Annotated in this window: 15 protein-coding genes; 7 read left to right on the plus strand and 8 right to left on the minus strand. The window is 32.7% G+C overall.

From position 1 onward, the window contains the following. Positions 1-44: 44 nt before the first annotated feature. From BM053_RS10965 to BM053_RS10975, 3 genes are all read right to left on the minus strand, one after another. Positions 45-1,331, minus strand: a complete 1,287-nt coding sequence (locus tag BM053_RS10965) for a cryptochrome/photolyase family protein (RefSeq protein WP_091477360.1) — start codon at positions 1,329-1,331, stop codon at positions 45-47. A gap of 162 nt (positions 1,332-1,493) precedes the next feature. Further along, positions 1,494-2,192 carry an SDR family NAD(P)-dependent oxidoreductase gene (locus tag BM053_RS10970; protein WP_091477362.1) on the minus strand — a complete coding sequence of 233 codons (699 nt, stop codon included), beginning with the start codon at positions 2,190-2,192 and terminating at the stop codon, positions 1,494-1,496. Positions 2,193-2,194: 2 nt separating this feature from the next. Further along, positions 2,195-2,665 (minus strand): SRPBCC family protein, encoded by a 471-nt coding sequence (locus BM053_RS10975; RefSeq protein WP_091477364.1) that lies wholly within the window; start codon positions 2,663-2,665, stop codon positions 2,195-2,197. Between the two features lie 138 nt (positions 2,666-2,803). On the opposite strand from BM053_RS10975, the gene BM053_RS10980 reads away from it, so the two are divergent. Beyond that, positions 2,804-3,649, plus strand: coding sequence for a DUF2911 domain-containing protein (locus BM053_RS10980; protein ID WP_091477366.1), 846 nt, complete (start codon positions 2,804-2,806; stop codon positions 3,647-3,649). Between the two features lie 58 nt (positions 3,650-3,707). Here BM053_RS10980 and BM053_RS10985 read toward each other — a convergent pair whose 3' ends face one another. The 4 genes from BM053_RS10985 to BM053_RS11000 all read right to left on the minus strand — a co-directional run bounded on the left by BM053_RS10985 (position 3,708) and on the right by BM053_RS11000 (position 9,759). Continuing rightward, positions 3,708-4,640 (minus strand): PorP/SprF family type IX secretion system membrane protein, encoded by a 933-nt coding sequence (locus BM053_RS10985; RefSeq protein WP_091477367.1) that lies wholly within the window; start codon positions 4,638-4,640, stop codon positions 3,708-3,710. Next, on the minus strand, positions 4,633-6,795 hold the full coding sequence (locus tag BM053_RS10990) for a T9SS type B sorting domain-containing protein (protein WP_091477369.1): 2,163 nt from the start codon (positions 6,793-6,795) through the stop codon (positions 4,633-4,635). Before BM053_RS10990 ends, BM053_RS10985 begins: the two co-directional genes overlap by 8 nt. 66 nt (positions 6,796-6,861) lie before the next feature. Next, the gene (recG, locus tag BM053_RS10995) at positions 6,862-8,970 is read right to left on the minus strand and encodes an ATP-dependent DNA helicase RecG (RefSeq protein WP_091477371.1); all 2,109 of its coding nucleotides are present in this window, start codon (positions 8,968-8,970) and stop codon (positions 6,862-6,864) included. 54 nt (positions 8,971-9,024) lie between these two features. Further along, a complete protein-coding gene (locus tag BM053_RS11000; protein WP_091477373.1) occupies positions 9,025-9,759 on the minus strand; it encodes a Dph6-related ATP pyrophosphatase in 735 nt (244 codons plus the stop codon). A 75-nt stretch (positions 9,760-9,834) separates the two neighbouring features. Here BM053_RS11000 and BM053_RS11005 point away from each other — a divergent pair, with 75 nt between their 5' ends. Continuing rightward, positions 9,835-11,910 carry a M1 family metallopeptidase gene (locus BM053_RS11005; protein WP_091477375.1) on the plus strand — a complete coding sequence of 692 codons (2,076 nt, stop codon included), beginning with the start codon at positions 9,835-9,837 and terminating at the stop codon, positions 11,908-11,910. A gap of 17 nt (positions 11,911-11,927) precedes the next feature. Here the strand turns inward: BM053_RS11005 and BM053_RS11010 are convergent, their stop codons facing one another. Continuing rightward, the gene (locus tag BM053_RS11010; RefSeq protein ID WP_091477377.1) at positions 11,928-12,449 is read right to left on the minus strand and encodes a DUF7935 family protein; all 522 of its coding nucleotides are present in this window, start codon (positions 12,447-12,449) and stop codon (positions 11,928-11,930) included. A gap of 169 nt (positions 12,450-12,618) precedes the next feature. Here BM053_RS11010 and BM053_RS11015 point away from each other — a divergent pair, with 169 nt between their 5' ends. The 5 genes from BM053_RS11015 (at position 12,619) to BM053_RS11035 (ending at position 19,248) form a co-directional block, all read left to right on the plus strand. Beyond that, complete coding sequence (locus tag BM053_RS11015) at positions 12,619-14,952, plus strand: ATP-dependent helicase (RefSeq protein ID WP_091477378.1); 2,334 nt, start codon at positions 12,619-12,621, stop codon at positions 14,950-14,952. A 4-nt stretch (positions 14,953-14,956) separates the two neighbouring features. Then, a complete protein-coding gene (locus BM053_RS11020) occupies positions 14,957-15,304 on the plus strand; it encodes a TfoX/Sxy family protein (RefSeq protein WP_091477380.1) in 348 nt (115 codons plus the stop codon). Positions 15,305-15,358: 54 nt separating this feature from the next. Then, positions 15,359-15,979: an L-threonylcarbamoyladenylate synthase gene (locus tag BM053_RS11025; protein ID WP_091477382.1), complete on the plus strand. Its 621-nt coding sequence runs from the start codon at positions 15,359-15,361 to the stop codon at positions 15,977-15,979. Between the two features lie 91 nt (positions 15,980-16,070). Next, positions 16,071-18,131 (plus strand): S9 family peptidase, encoded by a 2,061-nt coding sequence (locus BM053_RS11030; RefSeq protein WP_091477384.1) that lies wholly within the window; start codon positions 16,071-16,073, stop codon positions 18,129-18,131. A 76-nt stretch (positions 18,132-18,207) separates the two neighbouring features. Beyond that, the gene (locus tag BM053_RS11035) at positions 18,208-19,248 is read left to right on the plus strand and encodes a cysteate synthase (protein ID WP_091477386.1); all 1,041 of its coding nucleotides are present in this window, start codon (positions 18,208-18,210) and stop codon (positions 19,246-19,248) included. Positions 19,249-19,304 lie beyond the last annotated feature (56 nt).

The following is a 19,304-nucleotide window of genomic DNA, read 5'->3' on the forward strand; positions in this document are numbered from 1 at the left end:
TTTTTCCAGCCCGACCTTCGGGCACCCTTCCAAAGGAGGAGGAATCATCCAACAGCATCTTTATAAACTTTCAAGCAACGTTCTCTAGCAAATTTGTGCTCTACAATAGGTTCAGGATAGTAAGAAGTTTCTAATTCTGGAATCCATTTTTTGATGTATTTTAAGTCTTTGTCGAACTTTTTTATTTGCTCTGTTGGATTAAAAATTCTGAAATATGGTGCTGCATCTACACCAGAACCAGCTGCCCATTGCCAGTTACCTACATTACTTGATTGCTCATAATCTAAAAGTTTTGTAGCAAAATAAGTTTCTCCCCAACGCCAATCGATTAGTAAATGTTTACATAAAAAACTTGCTACAATCATTCGCACTCTATTGTGCATGTGTCCAGTGGCATTAAGTTCTCTCATTCCTGCATCTACAAAGGGATAACCTGTTTTCCCGTTGCACCATTTTTGGAATAAATCCTCATTGTTTTCCCAAACAATAGCATCGTATTTTTCTCTGAAACTTTTATTTATAGTATGCGGAAAATGCCACAATATTTGCATAAAAAATTCTCTCCAAATGAGTTCTTTGAAAAAAGTTTCGTTTTTACTTTTTATAGCTTCCTTCATCATTTTTCTGATAGAAACGGCTCCGAAACGAAGATAAACACCTAGAAATGAAGTTTTGTTTAGCGATGGAAAATTTCTTGTAGCTTCGTAATTGTCTATTAAATTGTCAGAAATGTCATAAGAAGAAATTTTTATTTTTGAAGTTTCAAATCCAATAGACTCTAAACCTAAAAAAGGGTAGGAGTGAACAGAAATATTGTCTAAATAATCTTCTGAATTGTAATTTTTCAGGGTTGTTTGCTTAAATTTTTCTTTCCATTTATTAGAATAAGGTGTGTACACAACATAAGGTTTTCCGTCGTCTTTTGTGACTTCGCTTTTCTCGAAAATAACTTGGTCTTTGCTGGTTAGGAATTGGATATTATGGTTTACAAAAAGCTGATTTAGCTCTTTGTCTCGTTTGCGAGCATAAGGTTCGTAATCGTGGTTTGTGTATATTGTTTTTACTTTATTTTCGGTAATTAGTTTTTCGAAAATTTCTGATGGTTTTCCGTAAAAAACAGCCAACGATTTTCCTTTTTCTTTCAATTGTTCCTGCATTTTTGCTAATAATTCGTGAATAAAAGTAACACGAGCATCATCTTTGGGTAATTGAGAAAGTATAGTATCATCGAAAATGAATATGGGCAAAATAGCTTCATCGCTGTTTAAAGCATGAAAAAATCCTACATTATCATCTAATCGCAAATCACGGCGGAACCAGAATATATTCATTTGTATTATTTTGTTGTAAAAAATGTTGTAAAAAAACTTAAAGTTACGATTTAGCCCTGATTGAAGCTTGTATCCTTTTGGCTCATTTTTCTTGAGCCAAAAGATACTGCGAAAAGCGGGAAAATGGTTATAAATAAACGGAATGTTGTGCTCCTAAAAAAACTATCCGTTGACTAAAAGTGTCGACATTCCACCATCGACATGGTGAATTTGACCAGAAATCCAACTGCTTTTATCACTAATCAGGAAGTTTGCCATTTGGGCAATATCATTTGCAGTTCCGAAGCGTTTTAGCGGATGACGCAAGGCTGACGTTACTTTTTTCTCCTCATTGTTCAAGAATTTATCAGCCAGTGGTGTATCGGTTAATGATGGCGCAATGACGTTTACCCTAATTTTTGGTGCGTACTCGGCAGCTAATGCCTTTGCAAAACCTTCGATAGCACCTTTTGCAGCGGAAATACTGGTATGAAAGGGCATTCCCATACTTGCCGCAACACTACTAAATAGTACAATACTTGATTGTTTTGAAGCAGTTAGATTGGGTAAAATAGTTTGAATTACTCTGACTGCTCCTATGAAATTGATTTGCAAATCGTTTTCGAAAGCTTCTATTTTTAGTGCTCTGAATGGACGTAGGTTGATGCTTCCTGGGCAATATATTAATCCGTCGATAATTTCTGGCAATTTTGTGGTGTCTAAAGTGTCAGTAATAACATTGAAAGGAATGTGTGTGACATTCAAATTGGTTAAACCTTCGTTTGTTCTGGAAGCTACAAAAACGTTGTTTTCTGCCTGTAATTCTTTGACAATTGCTAAACCAATTCCGTAGGAACCTCCTATTAATACTATGTTTTTCATAATTATTGTGCTTTAAATTCTCCAAAAAGTTCAATTAGTTTTTTCTTTCGGTATTCGAATATTTCTTTCAATTTTGGTTTCACCAAAAAAGGATGAACTAGTTGTCCTAATATTCCCATCGGAATTTTATAATCTATAATGTCTTCCATTTCGACACCACCAGGAATTTCTCTTAAAAAATGTTTGTGATGCCAAAGTGAGTAAGGACCAAAACGTTGTTCATCGACAAAATATTTTTTGTCTTCAACATGTGTGATTTCGGTCACCCATTTGGTTTTTATTCCTAAAATTGGTGTTACAATATATTGAATAATTTGTCCAGCAAACATAGGTTTATCTGCACCAGATTTTATTATAAAACCCATATAATCAGGTGTTATTGTTTTTAGGTTTTTAGGATCTGAAAGAAAATCCCAAGCTTGTTGTAAAGTTATTGGAAGGTTTTGTTTTGAATTTAAAGTATAAATTTTCATTTTATATGATTTTGTGTAAATGTATAAAATGTTTAATGTTTTTACTATAAAGTTAAACAGAATATTTTCATTTTATCTTTTTCTTAACAATTGATTTCGATTTGATACTTTATCTTTGAGGAAATAAATTTAAAAAAAATGTATAAAATAATTGTTGCCTTAGCTCTCATGATTGCTTCCTATACTATTGAAGCACAAGTAAAAATTCCACAGGCGAGCCCAAAAGCGTCTGTTATGCAAAAGGTTGGTTTAACAGATGTTGAAATCGATTATAATAGACCAAGTATGAAAGGAAGAGTTGTTTTTGGAGAATTAGTGCCTTTTGAAAAAGTATGGAGAACTGGAGCTAATGAGAATACAATTATTTCTTTAAGCGAAGATGTAGTTATTAATGGTGCAACTTTAAAAAAAGGGAAATATTCTATTTATACGATTCCAAATGCGGATAATTGGGAAATTATTTTTTATGCAACGACAGACAACTGGGGGAATCCTGAAACTTGGGATGAAGCTAAAGTAGTTTTAAAAGCAAATGCTAAACCAGAAGTTTTAAACAGAAATATAGAAACTTTTACCATCGCTATTAATAATGTTGATAATAATTTTGCCAATTTAGAATTTTCCTGGGAAAAGACTTTGGTTGCTTTAAAATTTGAAGTGCCAACACAAAAAGCGGCCTTGGCAAGTATTGATAAAACATTGGCTGGCCCTGCGGCGAGTGATTATTTTTCGGCAGCACAGTATTTTTATCAATCGAATGGTGATTTGAATAAAGCATTGACTTACGTGAATAAAGCATACGAAATGCATGACAAAAAGCCATATTGGTACACACGTTTGAAATCGCAAATACAAGCTAAATTAGGGGATAAAAAAGGAGCAATTGAAACGGCAAAATTATCATTGGCAGCAGCACAAGCAGCAAAAAATGATGATTATGTAAAAATGAATCAAGACAGTATTTCAGATTGGTCTAAAAAATAGTTACCAGATTAAATATCAAAGTTAAAAATCCTGGGAGTTTTTCTCAGGATTTTTATTTTTAAAAGAGTTTACAAGAACATTTTTCTCCACTATTTTGATTGTATAAAGTATAGGTTAGGAATAGTGTATGATTTCCGCCATTATAATTGCTAAACTTCTTAATCGATAAATCATAAGAATATCCAACTTTAAAATTTTCCAAAACATTTGCTGCAAAATAAGCACCTATACTTGAATTGTAATCAAAATTTAGCCCTGTTAAATATTTCTCTCTCCAGTTAAAATTTAGAGAAGTCAAAGCGCTAATTGGTGCTCCTTGCGTTTCTCTGACAAGTATTGAAGGGGTTAAAGTAAATTCATAATCTAAATTTATTTTATAACCAGCAGTAAGATAGTAGTAGTTTCTTTTTTTAGCGGTAATATAGGAATAATTGGGATTGTAATATTTTACGCCTAAAACATTGGGTGCTGAAAGACCAACAAAAAGACGGTTTGAATAGAAATTAAATCCAACACCAACTGTTGGTGTATCATTTCTAAGCTTTTCACTGCCAAAAATTTCTTCTTCAGGATTTAATCTTTTTAAAAGATCTAAATCCACACTGTTTGAATTCAATCCTGCTTTTAAACCAAAGGCTAAATTATATTTTTGGTTTAAATTAAGGTAATAAGCAAAATTTCCTTCAATATTATATTCTCTTGTTACCCCAGCTTGATCATTTGAAAAATCAATTCCATATCCAATAGGTCTGTTTTCGTTTTTTGTGTGTATGGTAAGAAATTGAGTTTTAGGAGCTCCTTCAAAACCAACCCATTGCGTAGCATACATTCCAACAATATTTAAACCGTCAGACGAACCTGCATAGGCTGGATTGTAAAACAACGGATTGAAATTAAAGATTGATAATTTAGGATCATTTTGTCCAATAAGAATGTTGGGACTTAAAAATAATACTGACATCAAGAGTACTCTAAATATAATTTTATTCATTGTTTAGAATGTAAATAAATCCTTTTTTTGTTTTGTTCAATTGTAAAGACTCTTTTTTGAAATTTATGATGTAGTAATAAGTTCCAGTGGGTAGTTTTTTATTTTTTTCAATAATATCTCCTGCGTTTGCTTTTCCGTTAAACCAATTATTATTAAAACCGTAATTGTCTTTTTTATATACTATTTGGCCAAAGCGGTTGTAAATTTCTATATCGTTATCAGGGAAATATTCAATGTTTTTAATGGCAAAGTAATCATTCTGATTATTGTCATTTATAGTGATTGTATTGTATGGATAAATCTCACATGGAACAATAGATACACTAATCTCACATCGCTTATCACTTTCACATGCATCTGCTGCATTGTATACTGAGGCGTAATAGGTATTACCGTCATTAAGAGTTTCATTTTCTGCTAAAGGGGTATTTGAATTTATGTTATCATAAACAATTGTGATGAGACCTTCAAAAAACAGATTTTGGACAGTAGGATTATCTTCTTCACAAAATTCCTTAAATAATGTATCTGGAATTAATGATGAATAATCACCCACATGGACATTTACTGCAAATCCGGTTTTACTTCTACATCCTGAAATAGGATCGTATTCAAAGGCATAATAGGTTGAATTACTTAATGGTGTTGTTGAGGAAAGTATACTTCCTCCTTGAGCTTGAGAATGCCATTCGATATAATTTCCTGTGACGGTCAAGCTTGCTATAGTTGGATGGTTTATCAGACAAAACTTCTGAATGCTTTCTCCAGTTGGTACTTTAACATTTTTCAATATAGCTTTTATTGCTTTTCTTGGACCATAACAATTTCCCTGTAGCAATGCACAATAATAAATTGTGTTATGAATTAAAGGAGTTGATAAAGGCAACATAACAGTCGCAGTAGGACTATCATACCAGAAAAATGTATTTCCATTAGAATTAAAATCACTGATTGTGGGAGCTGGTGGCATACAGAATGTCTGAGGGTCAGTTATATTAGGCAAAGGAATGGGGTTATTGTTTACTACAATATTTGTAGAGTAAGTTTTATAGCATCCTGTTTCTGAAATTGCTTTTAAAGTGACAGTAAAAGTCCCTGAATTCAGATATACATGTTGTGGGTCTCTTTCGGTTGAAGTCGTTCCGTCACCAAAATCCCAAAGCCATTGTTGGATTGTCCCGTTTTGAAAAGTAGTCTGATTGACAAAAGAGATTGGGTTTGAGGTTAATTGTGAATTCCCACAAGTTGTGGCTACATTAAAAAGCGGATTAATAATAACGGATTCAGTAAGAACTCCAATAATATTTGAAGTACAGGCAACACCATTACTGAATGATGTCAACGCACAATTAAATGTGTCACCTGGAACATAACTACCAATAGGTAACGTTAAGCTTTGAGTTGAGCCAATAGGTTGGTTATTATGAGTCCATAAATATTGAGCAAACCCTTCAGGTGCTGATAATGTGAAATTAGAATCTCCAGAACAAATTTTAACATTTACTTTTAAATTTGAACACTTTGCTGATATATAAGCATAGCCATAATGACCTCCTCTCGAACAATCTCTTGTCGTAAATTCTATTTTTAGATTCTGACCAATATAAGGAGATAAATCAATTCCAATAGTTTTCCAAGGCAACCAAACTACATCGTTACAATATTGAAAATCTTGTCCGGGTTGTCCAGCATACACATCATATACACCACAGTCTGGGTTTATAACATCACCATTGCTATTTAAAATTCTTATTGTAAAACGAGGTTGTTCATACTCTTCATGACCAGGATCTTGTAATACAACGGCATATTTATAGATAAAGACAGTATTGTTACTATCAACAGAAATGGTATAATTCAATTCTTCAGCTTCAGATCCAGTCTGCATATTACCTAATCTGGCAGAAAATAATTCTCCTGGAGGTATTTTAGGTAAAAGACCACAAGTATTTTCATCGAATGCTTGAGTAGAAATAATAGTTTGTCTACCAGTTATAATTCCTGAATACTCACTTGGATAGCCATATGAGCCAGAATTACCATCCCAGCCTGTAAAATCTCCGCTCGAAAAATCTGAATTTAGGCAATTTGACTGACCAACTGATTTTTGAGATAAAAATAGGATTAATACTAATAAAAAGTAGTGCTTATTCATAGAAATGATAAAAAGCAAAAGTAAGAAAAATACACAAAGAAATAGGCTTTTAAAACATAATATTTTTTAACTTATATAATTCCAGATATTCTTTTTCTTAGAGATTTCTATAAATACTTTTCGCAAAGTTTGATGTTCGGGTTTTTCCATAGGAGCATCGTCTTTTAGTAATTGTAAGGCATAATTTCGAGCCAGTAATAATATGTCTTTGTCACGAACTAAATCGGCAATTTGAAGATTTAAAACGCCACTTTGTTGTTTACCCATAATATCGCCAGGACCACGAAGTTTGAGATCTACTTCGGCAATTTCGAAGCCATCATTGGTAGTCACCATGGTTTCCATTCTAGTTTTAGAATCGGCACCAATTTTGTGTGAAGTCATTAAGATGCAATAACTTTGGTCGGCACCACGACCTACACGACCACGCAATTGATGTAGTTGCGACAAGCCAAAGCGTTCGGCACTTTCTACAATCATGACACTGGCGTTAGGAATGTTTACGCCAACTTCAATTACTGTTGTGGCGACCATAATATTGGTTTTCCCTTCGGCAAAGCGCTTCATTTCGGCATCTTTATCGGCAGGTTTCATTTTTCCGTGAAGAATAGAAATCGCATATTTTGGTAACGGAAAATCGCGAGAAATACTCTCGTAACCGTCCATCAAATCTTTGAAATCCATTTTTTCAGATTCTTGTATTAATGGATATACGATATATATCTGTCTACCTTTTGCAATTTCCTCACGAATAAAATGCCAAACTTTCAATCGATTAGAATCGTATCGATGCACGGTTTGTATTGGTTTTCTACCTGGAGGTAACTCATCTATTACCGAAATATCTAAGTCGCCATATAAACTCATGGCTAAAGTTCTGGGAATTGGTGTGGCAGTCATAACCAAAACATGGGGCGGAATCGTGTTTTTTTTCCATAATTTAGAACGTTGTTCTACACCAAAACGATGTTGCTCATCGATAATTGCCAGTCCTAAATTTTTGAATTTTACTTTGTCTTCCAACAAAGCATGTGTACCAATTAAAATATCTAAACTGCCGTTTTCTAGTTCTTCATGAATGATTTTTCTGGCTTTGGTATTACTTGAACCAGTTAGTATTTTTATATTGATATTTAAGTCTTTAGCTAATTCAGATAATCCTATAAAATGTTGGTTGGCTAAGATTTCTGTTGGTGCCATCAAACAAGCTTGAAAACCATTATCTAGTGCCAAAAGCATACTCATAAAGGCAACAATTGTTTTTCCTGAACCAACATCGCCTTGCAATAATCGGTTCATTTGGGCAGGATTTCCCATGTCATTTCTAATTTCTTTGAGTACTCTTTTTTGAGCATTGGTCAAATCGAAAGGCAAATGATTGTTGAAAAATTCCGTAAAATAAGTTCCTACTTTATCAAAAGGGAAACCTTTTATTTTGTGTTTTCGGATTAAGTTTTTGGTAATTAATTGCAATTGAATAAAAAATAATTCTTCAAATTTTAATCGAAATTGGGCTTTCGCCAAAGCTTCTGCATTTCTTGGGAAATGAATGTTTATTAAAGCATCTTTTTTAGAAATCAGTTTTAATTCTTCGGTTAAATAAGTGGGTAATGTTTCCGAAAATAAAGTATGGGTTTCCAGGAACAATTGTTGCATCATTTTGTTTACAACCTTGTTTGAAATTCCTCTGCTAGTCAATTTTTCAGTACTTGGATACACTGGTTGCATGGCGGAACGTATGCTTTGCTCGTGTTCTGTAAGCAATTCCATTTCTGGATGTGCCATATTAAATGTATTATTGAACGAAGTTGTTTTTCCGAAAATGACGTAAACCACATTGAGTTTCAAGCTTTCTTTAACCCATTTTTGACCTTGAAACCAAACCAATTCCATTTGACCTGTATCATCGATAAAAGTAGCTACCAATCGGCTTTTTCCTTTGGCAAATTCGACCGTTTTTATATTAATAACTTTACCAATTATTTGAACTTCAGCAGTAGAATTCTGTAATTCATTAATCTTATAATATTTGGTTCGGTCTAAATATCTGTTTGGATAAAAATTAATTAAATCTCCGTATTTGAAAATCCCCAATTCCTTGCGCAACAAATCTCCACGTTGCGGACCAACGCCTTTTAGGTATTCTATGGGAGTTTCGAAGAGATTGTTAGACATTTATTATTTTGAATTGATAAAGCGAAGATAATGATAATTTAAAATTTCGTAAACCTATTTCGGAATCAAATCACAATACCAAAATCCGAAATCGAAAGCATCGGAACTACTCGTGTCGCAAGCTGTATTAGAAGATTCTTGTTTTGGTTTTTCGTATTTTCTATATACAATTTCTCCAATTTCAAATTCTATTGGTTTTTTAAAAATTGGTCCATCGAAAGTAAAAGTATGAAATTCGCCATTTTCGCCACAAACATCGACATCATCTGGTAAATCGGCAATAAACTGCGCATCAATAATTCGACCGACGAAACTTTTGTCAAGATTTTTCTCATTGACACAAACAACAATAGTTTTGAAGCCTAAATCTAAAAATTCATGAATTAAATCTTTGGTCGGAATTTTCCATAAAGGGAAAATAGCTTCCAGTTGCATTTGGGCTAATTTATCTTCACGATATTTTCGTAAATCTTCTAGAAAAATATCACCAAAAATAGAATGCGTTATTCCTTTTTCTTTGAATTTAGTTAATGTTTCTTGCATCACTTTTTCATAATCTTCCATGCTAGGCATTTCAGGAATTTCCATGATATGAAGCGGTAAACCAATACTTTTGGCTTGTTGTTCTAATAATTCAGTACGAACACCGTGCATGGAAATGCGATTATATTTTTTATTGACGCTTGTAAGCAACGAAACAATTTCTATTTCAGAATTTTGTAAAGTTTTATATAATGCCAAAGCAGAATCTTTTCCGCTACTCCAATTAAAAATGGCTTTCTTTTTCACAATTTTTTATTTGAGTGTAAACTTACTAAAAAGTCAGAAATTCCTTTGTATTTTTGAACTTTAGATTCAAATTGTATGAAATATATTTTTCTTTTATTTTCCGCATTTTCTTTTGCCCAACAAACGCAAAAAGTTGATTTTATTTCGATGAATGGTTTGCTAGTTCCAAGTGCTATTGAAAAATCGATTTCGGGTCAAATAAAATATGATTTTATTGTAAAATCTTCTGTCGACACGATTAAAATTGATGCAAAACGAATGGAATTTTCATCAGTAAAAATTAATGGAAATGAAGTGAATTTTAAAAATTCAGGCAAAGAATTGCAATTGTTTGAAGGTTTTAAAACAGGAAAAAACACTCTAATTTTTGACTATAAAGCAACACCAAAACAAACACTTTATTTCAATGGAGAAAATGAAGGACTTCAGATCTGGACGCAAGGTCAAGGGAAATATACAAGTAATTGGTTGCCTAGTTTTGATGATGTAAATGAGAAAATAATTTTTAATTTAACTATAGCTTTCGATTCTGATTATCAAGTGATTTCTAATGGAAAATTGATACAAAATACCGAAAATAAATATTTGAAATCTTGGCATTACCAAATGCAAAAACCAATGTCTTCTTATTTAGTGATGATTGCTATTGGGAAATTTGAAAAACAAGTTCTAAATTCGAAATCTGGAATTGTTTTAGAACAATATTTAAAGCCAGAAGACAAAAATAAATTTGCATCAACATATAGATATTCAAAGGAAATATTCGATTTTTTTGAATCCGAAATAGGAGTGAAGTATCCTTGGGAGATATACAAACAAGTTCCTGTAAACGATTTTTTATATGCCGGAATGGAAAACACATCGGCAACTATTTTCTCTCAAGATTTTGTGGTTGATGCCATAGGTTTCAATGATAGAAATTATATAAATGTAAATGCGCATGAGTTGGCGCACCAATGGTTTGGTGACATGATTACTGCAAAATCAGGCAAAGATCATTGGTTACAAGAAGGTTTTGCAAGTTATTATGCGCTTTTGGCAGAAAAGAAAATTTTTGGAGATGATCATTTTAATTATGAATTGCTAAAAATGGCTGAAGAACTAAAAGAAGCTAGTAAAACCGATACAATTCCAATCCTAAATGAAAAAGCCAGTTCACTTTCTTTTTACAAAAAAGGAGCTTGGGCTTTGCATGTTTTAAGAGAAGGAGTTGGAGAAAAAAACTTCCAAAAAGCGGTAAAAAATTATCTAAACAAATACAAATTTAAAAATGTGGTTACCGATGATTTTTTGGCTGAGATAAAAAAAGTTTCCAATTATAATGTAGATAATTTTAAGGAAAATTGGCTCGAAAAACCAGGTTTCAATGTTAATGAAGCTATTCAGATTTTAAATAAAAATAAATTTATAAAACAGTATTTAGATTTACAAAAAAATGAGAATATCCCGTTTGCAGAAAAGAAGATTCAGTTTGAAAATATCTTAAAATCAAACCTATTTTATCCAATAAAACAAGAAGTAATTTATCAATTAGCAACTACTTCTTTCGATGAAAAAAAGGAATTAATACAAATTGCAATGCAAAGTGGTGGTATAAATATCCGTCAAGCTGTTGCTGAAACAATGCCAAAAATCCCTTTAGAGTTCAAACAACAATATGAAAGCTTTTTAGATGATAAATCTTATACAACAAGAGAAATAGCGTTGCAAAATTTGTGGGCACAATTTCCTGAAAACCGAACAATGTTAATAGAAAAATCGAAAGACTGGCAAGGAAGAAACGACAAAAATCTTCCTATAATTTGGCTTACATTAGCTTTGGGAACAAAGGAATATGAGCCAACAAAAAAAGTCGAATTTTATAACGAAATTGTAAATTATGCTTCTACTAACTTTGACAGTTCAATTAGGCAAAATGCATTAGAAATTTTAATTAAAATAAATCCTTCGGACGAAAGAGTTTTAACTTCGTTAGTAAATGCGACAACGCATCACAAATGGCAGTTCGTAAAATTTGGCAAAGAAACCATTCGTGAAATGATTAAAAAAGAAGAATTTAGAAAGCTTTTTAATGATTTATTGCCAAAACTTATTGATAAAGAAAAAGTTAGTTTAGAAAAACTATTAAACGAAAACCAAATAACCAAATAATCGAATTAACGAATAACCTAAATAATCCTTCCCACTTCATCTTTCAAAAACGACAAAGCAATTGTACTTGGAGATTGGCCGTCTAATAAATCTCTCAAAATAGCTTCACGAAGTTTGTTTGCAGAATCTACTTTCTCATTCATATTCGTTTTACGAATGTTTTGAATCGTTGTGTTTTTAGCGGTTTGAATTAGAGTCCAACATTCGTCAGTTACATAAATTTGTTGGGTAATATTGTGTTCGTATTCTTGATTAATATGCTCAATAATTAAGTTTTCGTAGTGGTTTTTATCCGAAGAAAAAGGAGTAATTCTAATTAATAAATTCGACGGATTAATACGTTCTAAAAACAATGCCATACGTTCATAAGCCTGCAAACGCAAAGGCAACGAATCTTTCTGATTTTCTTTTTGTAATAACCAACGACGCGTATTTTGCTGGTCTTTAAAATAAGAATTAAATAAAAAATATGCCACAGCGCCAGTAATTATTGATGGTAAAGTATAAGCCAGTATTTCTAATATTTTTGAGTTATCCATTTTTATTTAATTTTTTTATTGATATTGATTTTTGCAATTGACATTGAAATTTCTTCTGCAAATAAACTTAAAAAAATAATTGTAATACAACTTTTCTAAACGTATTTTTGTTGTTCATGAGAAAACCTTAGAAACTCAGTAACTTAGAACCTTTGCCACTTTAAATATTATGCAAAAATACATCAGCCAACTTAACGAAGCACAACAAGCACCTGTCTTACAAAAAGATGGACCAATGATTGTAATTGCTGGAGCAGGCTCAGGAAAAACACGGGTACTTACAGTAAGAATTGCCAATTTGATGAGTCAAGGCGTCGATGCTTTTAATATTCTTGCACTTACATTTACCAACAAAGCAGCACGTGAAATGAAAAAACGTATTGCAGATATTGTAGGAAATGCCGAAGCTAAAAACCTTTGGATGGGAACTTTTCACTCGGTTTTTGCAAGAATTCTTCGTTCGGAAGCAGATAAATTGGGTTATCCAAGCAATTTTACGATTTATGACGCACAAGATTCGGTACGATTAATCGGCGCCATTATCAAAGAAATGCAGTTGGACAAAGATATTTACAAACCAAAACAGGTTTTCAGTAAAATATCGTCTTATAAAAACAGTTTAATTACTGTAAAAGCTTACTTCAATAATCCCGAATTGCAGGAATCTGATGCGATGGCAAAAAAGCCACGTTTGGGCGAAATTTACCAAAATTATGTCGAAAGATGTTTTAAAGCTGGAGCAATGGATTTTGATGATTTGTTACTAAAAACCAATGAATTACTAACCCGTTTTCCTGAAGTTTTAATGAAATATCAGGATCGTTTCCGTTATATTTTGGTCGATGAGTACCAAGACACAAACCATTCGCAGTATCTAATTGTTCGAGCGCTGTCGGATAGATTTCAGAATATTTGTGTGGTTGGTGATGATGCGCAAAGTATTTACGGTTTCCGTGGTGCCAACATTAATAATATATTGAACTTTCAAAAAGATTACGAAAACGTAAAAATGTTTCGATTGGAACAAAATTATCGTTCATCAAAAAATATAGTCGAAGCAGCAAATTCCGTTATCGATAAAAATAAAACCAAACTAGATAAAGTAGTTTGGACAGCCAATGATTTTGGTCAAAAAATAAAAGTAAATCGAAGCGTAACCGACAACGATGAAGGTCGTTTTGTGGCAGGAGAAATCTGGACGCAAAAAATGACCAACCAGATGACAAACGGTCAGTTTGCCATTTTGTATCGTACCAATGCACAATCTCGTGCTATGGAAGATGCTTTGCGAAAACGTGATATTCCGTACAGGATTTATGGTGGATTGTCCTTCTATCAAAGGAAAGAAATAAAAGATGTGCTCTGTTATTTGCGTTTGGTTATCAATACAAAAGACGAAGAAGCGCTTATTCGTGTCATTAATTATCCAGCGCGTGGAATAGGAGATACCACCGTCGAAAAACTAACCATTGCAGCCAATCATTACAAACGTTCCATTTTTGAAGTGATGGAGCATATTGATAAAATCGATTTAAAACTGAATTCTGGAACCAAAACAAGATTGCAAGATTTTGTAACAATGATAAAAAGTTTTCAGGTTATTAATGAAACTCAAGATGCCTTTTTTCTTGCTGATCATGTGGCAAAAAAAACAGGATATATTCAGGAACTAAAAAAAGACGGAACGCCAGAAGGTATTGCCCGAATTGAAAATATCGAAGAATTACTAAACGGAATCAAGGATTTTACCGATGGTCAAGTAGAAGTAGATGGTGCTCGTGGTGCACTATCCGAGTTTTTAGAAGACGTTGCTCTGGCAACCGATTTAGATAAAGATACTTCCGATGAAGATCGCGTGGCATTAATGACAATTCACTTGGCAAAAGGCTTAGAATTTCCTACGGTTTTTGTCGTAGGAATGGAAGAAGATTTGTTTCCAAGTGCCATGAGTATGAGTACCCGAAGCGAACTCGAAGAAGAACGTCGTTTGTTTTATGTAGCGTTAACTCGTGCGGAACACCAAGCGTATTTAACGTATGCACAATCACGTTACCGTTGGGGAAAACTCACTGATAGCGAGCCTTCACGATTTATTGAAGAAATAGATGGCGAATATTTAGAATATCTGACACCACATGAAACAAATTATAGATACAAACCCCAAATAGATCATGATATTTTTGGTGATGTAGACAAATCGAAACTAAGATTGGCAAAACCTATAACAGGAACGCCACCTAAATATATTACAGATAACGAACCCAAATCGGATATAAATATTCGTAAACTAAAACCTGTTTCAAGCAATTCAGGTTCTAATAATGCAAATTTATTTGATAATAAATTGGTTGCAGGAAATATAGTCATGCACGAACGCTTCGGAAAAGGAGAAATCTTAAATCTAGAAGGAGCTGGTGCCGATAAAAAAGCCGAAATTAAGTTTGAAGTTGGCGGAATTAAAAAATTATTATTGCGATTTGCAAAGTTAGATGTTATAGCATAAAATCATGGCTTACAATGAAGAACTAGCGTTTAGAATAAAGAAAAACCTAATTTTACAGAACATAGATTTTGTAGAGAAAAAAATGTTTGGTGGTTTAGCATTTATGATAAATGACAAAATGTGCATTGGTATAATTAAAGAAGAACTCATGTTGCGAGTTTTGGAAACTAATTATGAAGATTTATTAAAGAAAGATTATGTTCGACCGATGAATTTTACAGGAAAAATAATCAAAGGAATGGTTTTTGTCGAATCTGAAGGGTTATCAAACGAAAAAAAGTTACTAGAATTTATTAATTACGGTTTAGAATTTGCCGAAAAAGGAGTTGTAAAAAGCAAGAAAAAGAAGTAAATTTAATTACCCAAAAAATCTAAAATCAGAAGTCTAAAATCTAATATTTTTCTTATGTCACAATTCATCAAAATATATCCAGACAATCCCAGTGAAGCTGCCATTAAAAAAGTAGTTGATGTACTAAAAAATGGTGGACTTATCATTTATCCAACCGATACCGTTTATGGTTTGGGTTGCGATATTACCAATACCAAAGCATTAGAGAGAATCGCAAAAATAAAAGGAATCAAGCTCGAAAAAGCCAATTTTTCTTTTGTTTGTCATGATTTGAGCAATATTTCCGATTATGTAAAGCAAATAGATACTTCTACTTTTAAGATTTTAAAACGAGCTTTACCAGGACCGTATACTTTTATTTTACCAGGAAATAATAATTTACCTAAAGAATTCAAAAAGAAAACCACGGTCGGAATTCGTGTTCCAGATAATAATATTGCTTTAGAAATCGTAAAAATGTTAGGAAATCCTATCGTTTCAACTTCGATTCACGATGATGATGATGTAATAGAATACACAACCGATCCAGAATTGATTTTTGAGAAATGGCAAAACCTTGTCGATTTAGTTATCGATGGTGGTTATGGAGATAATATAGGCTCGACAATTATCGATTTGTCAGGTCATGAACCCGAAGTTATTCGTGAAGGAAAAGGAAGTTTAGATATTTTGTAAATTTCTAAATTTAAAATACATATAAATTCGTTAATTAGTGGTTAGAAAAAGTATTTCTACCCTATTTTTGCCGTCCAAATTAAATATAAAAATGTCTAAAAAAATACAAGCTCCTTTAGCAACTATAAAACCACATACTTTAGAAAAACATAAAGATATTCGTATCGATAATTATTATTGGCTTAACGATCGCGAAAACTCAGAAGTAATTGATTATCTAAACAAAGAAAACGAATATTACAACGAAATGACAGCCGATACAAAGGCTTTTCAAACGGAATTATTCGAAGAAATGAAAGCCAGAATTAAGGAAGACGACCAGTCGGTTCCTTACTTATACAACGGATATTATTATATTACTCGTTTCGAAAAAGGACAAGATTACCCAATATATTCTCGTAAAAAAGGAAATTTAGAAGCTATCGAAGAAATTTTGTTCGATTGTAACGAAATGGCAAAAGACCAAACTTACTTTCAATTGGGTGGATTAAGTGTTAGTCCAGATAATAAATTGGCGATTTTTAGTTCAGATGTTGTAGGAAGAAGAATTTATACGATTCAAATAAAAAACTTAGAAACAAACGAAATTTTATCTGATAAGATAGAAAATACATCAGGTTCGGCAGTTTGGGCAAACGATAATTTTACCATATTTTATTCGACACAAAACGAAGTTACTTTGCGTTCGGACAAGATTTTTAAACACAAATTAGGTTCAAAATCTTCTGAAGACGTTTTGGTTTATTTTGAAAAAGACGAAACTTATAATGTAGATATTGCTAAATCGAAATCTAAAAAATACTTGGCAATCGAGTCTGGAAGTACGCTCACAACCGAATATCAGATTTTGGAAGCCGATAATCCTGACGGAAAATTCAGAATGTTTCAAAAACGTGTTCGTGGTTTAGAATACAGTATCAATCATTACGGCGATAGTTTTTATATCATGACGAATAAAGACGAAGCTGAGAATTTCAAATTGATGAAAACCTTAGAAACGTCAACATCAAAAGAAAATTGGACAGAAGTAATTGCCCATCGTGAAGACGTTTTGTTAGAAGATATCGAAATTTTTAAAGATTATTTAGTTGTTGAAGAACGCGAGAATGGTTTGCATAAAATACGAATCATGCCATGGAGTGGGAAAGGAGAATATTATTTGCCTTTCGATAGCGAAACGTATTCGGCAGCAACAGGTGCTAACGTCGATTTTGACACTGAAATTCTTCGCTACGGTTACCAATCGTTAACAACACCATCTTCGGTTATCGATTTTAATATGAAAACCAAAACCAAAGAAATTAAAAAAGAACAAGAAGTTTTAGGTGGGAAATTCGATAAAAATAACTATATTGAAAAAAGAATTTGGGCTACAGCCAATGACGGAACAAAAATCCCGATCTCGATGATTCATCAAGTAGGAGTGAAGCTCGATGGAAGCAATCCGCTATTGCAATATGCTTACGGATCTTACGGATATTCAATGGATTGTACATTTTCGACCACAAGATTATCTCTTTTAGATAGAGGTTTTGTTTTTGCTATTGCACATATTCGTGGAGGTGAAGATTTGGGAAGACCTTGGTATGAAGACGGAAAATTATTAAAAAAGAAAAATACTTTTAGCGATTTTGTAGATTGTTCAAAATATTTAATATCAGAAAAATACACATCAGCCGAGCATTTATATGCAGAAGGCGGATCAGCAGGAGGATTACTTATGGGAGCAGTAATAAATATGGCGCCAGAATTGTATAACGGAATCATAGCACAAGTTCCTTTTGTAGATGTTATTACGACAATGTTAGACGATTCTATACCATTAACAACGGGAGAATATGACGAATGGGGAAATCCGAACAAGAAAAAATATTACGATTATATGAAATCTTATTCGCCTTATGACAATATTATAGCACAAAAATACCCGAATATGTTAGTAACCACAGGACTTCATGATTCGCAAGTGCAATATTGGGAACCAGCGAAATGGGTGGCAAAATTACGAACTTTAAAAACAGATAATAATTTACTTTATCTTAACACAAATATGGATGCAGGCCACGGTGGCGCGTCGGGACGCTTCGAATCGCTTAAGGAAGTTGCAAAAGAATTCAGTTTTTTATTAGATTTAGAAGGAATTAAAAGGTAGTTAGATTTTTTTTTATAAATTTGCAGAGTTTGGAGTGATATAAATTTCAACAAGATAAGCCACGATTACAATATATATGAAACAAGAAATAAAAGCTTACGATAACGTTTTAGGGCTAATAGGTAATACACCACTTATTAAAATCAATAAAATTACCGAAGAATTAAGAGGTAATTTTTATGCTAAAGTGGAAGCCTTTAACCCAGGACATTCTACTAAAGACAGGATTGCGTTATATATTATTGAAGAAGCAGAAAGACAAGGAATACTAAAACCTGGGGATACAATTATAGAAACCACATCTGGTAATACAGGTTTCAGTTTGGCGATGGTTAGTATTATAAAAGGATACGAATGTATTCTTGCAGTAAGTTCTAAATCTTCAGCAGATAAAATAGATATGTTGCGAAGTATGGGAGCAAAAGTTTATGTTTGTCCAGCACACGTATCTGCCGATGACGAACGCTCTTATTACAATGTAGCAAAACGTTTGCACGAAGAAACAAAAGGTTCAGTATATATCAATCAGTATTTCAATGATTTGAATATTGAAGCACATTATAAAACTACTGGTCCAGAAATCTGGGAACAAACTTCAGGAAAAATAACACATTTAATAGCTTGTACAGGAACAGGAGGAACACTTTCTGGCGCTGCAAAATATTTAAAAGAACAAAATCCAAATATTAGAATTTTAGGTGTTGATGCTTTTGGTTCTGTGATAAAAAAATACCACGAAACCAAAGAATTCGATAACGATGAAATTTATCCATACAGAATAGAAGGATTGGGTAAAAATTTAATTCCTACTGCAACTGATTTTGATATTATTGATAAGTTTGTCAAAGTAACGGATGAAGAAAGTGCACACATGACAAGAAATATCGCAAAAACCGAAGGTCTTTTTGTAGGATATACTTCAGGAGCAGTAATGCAAGCTATTTTACAATATGCAGAAGAAGGAGAATTTGATGAGAACAGTAATGTAATTGCTATTTTTCCAGATCACGGTTCTCGTTATATGAGTAAAGTATTTAGTGACGAATGGATGAATGCTCAAGGTTTCTTTGACAGCATAAATCTTGAAGAAGCTCAAAAAATAGAATATATAAAGTAATTTATTATTTTAAAATATAACAAAAAGGTCTGAAATTTTCAGACCTTTTTCTATTA

Source organism: Flavobacterium swingsii (assembly GCF_900111965.1).
In the GTDB taxonomy this organism is placed as follows: Bacteria; Bacteroidota; Bacteroidia; order Flavobacteriales; family Flavobacteriaceae; genus Flavobacterium; species Flavobacterium swingsii.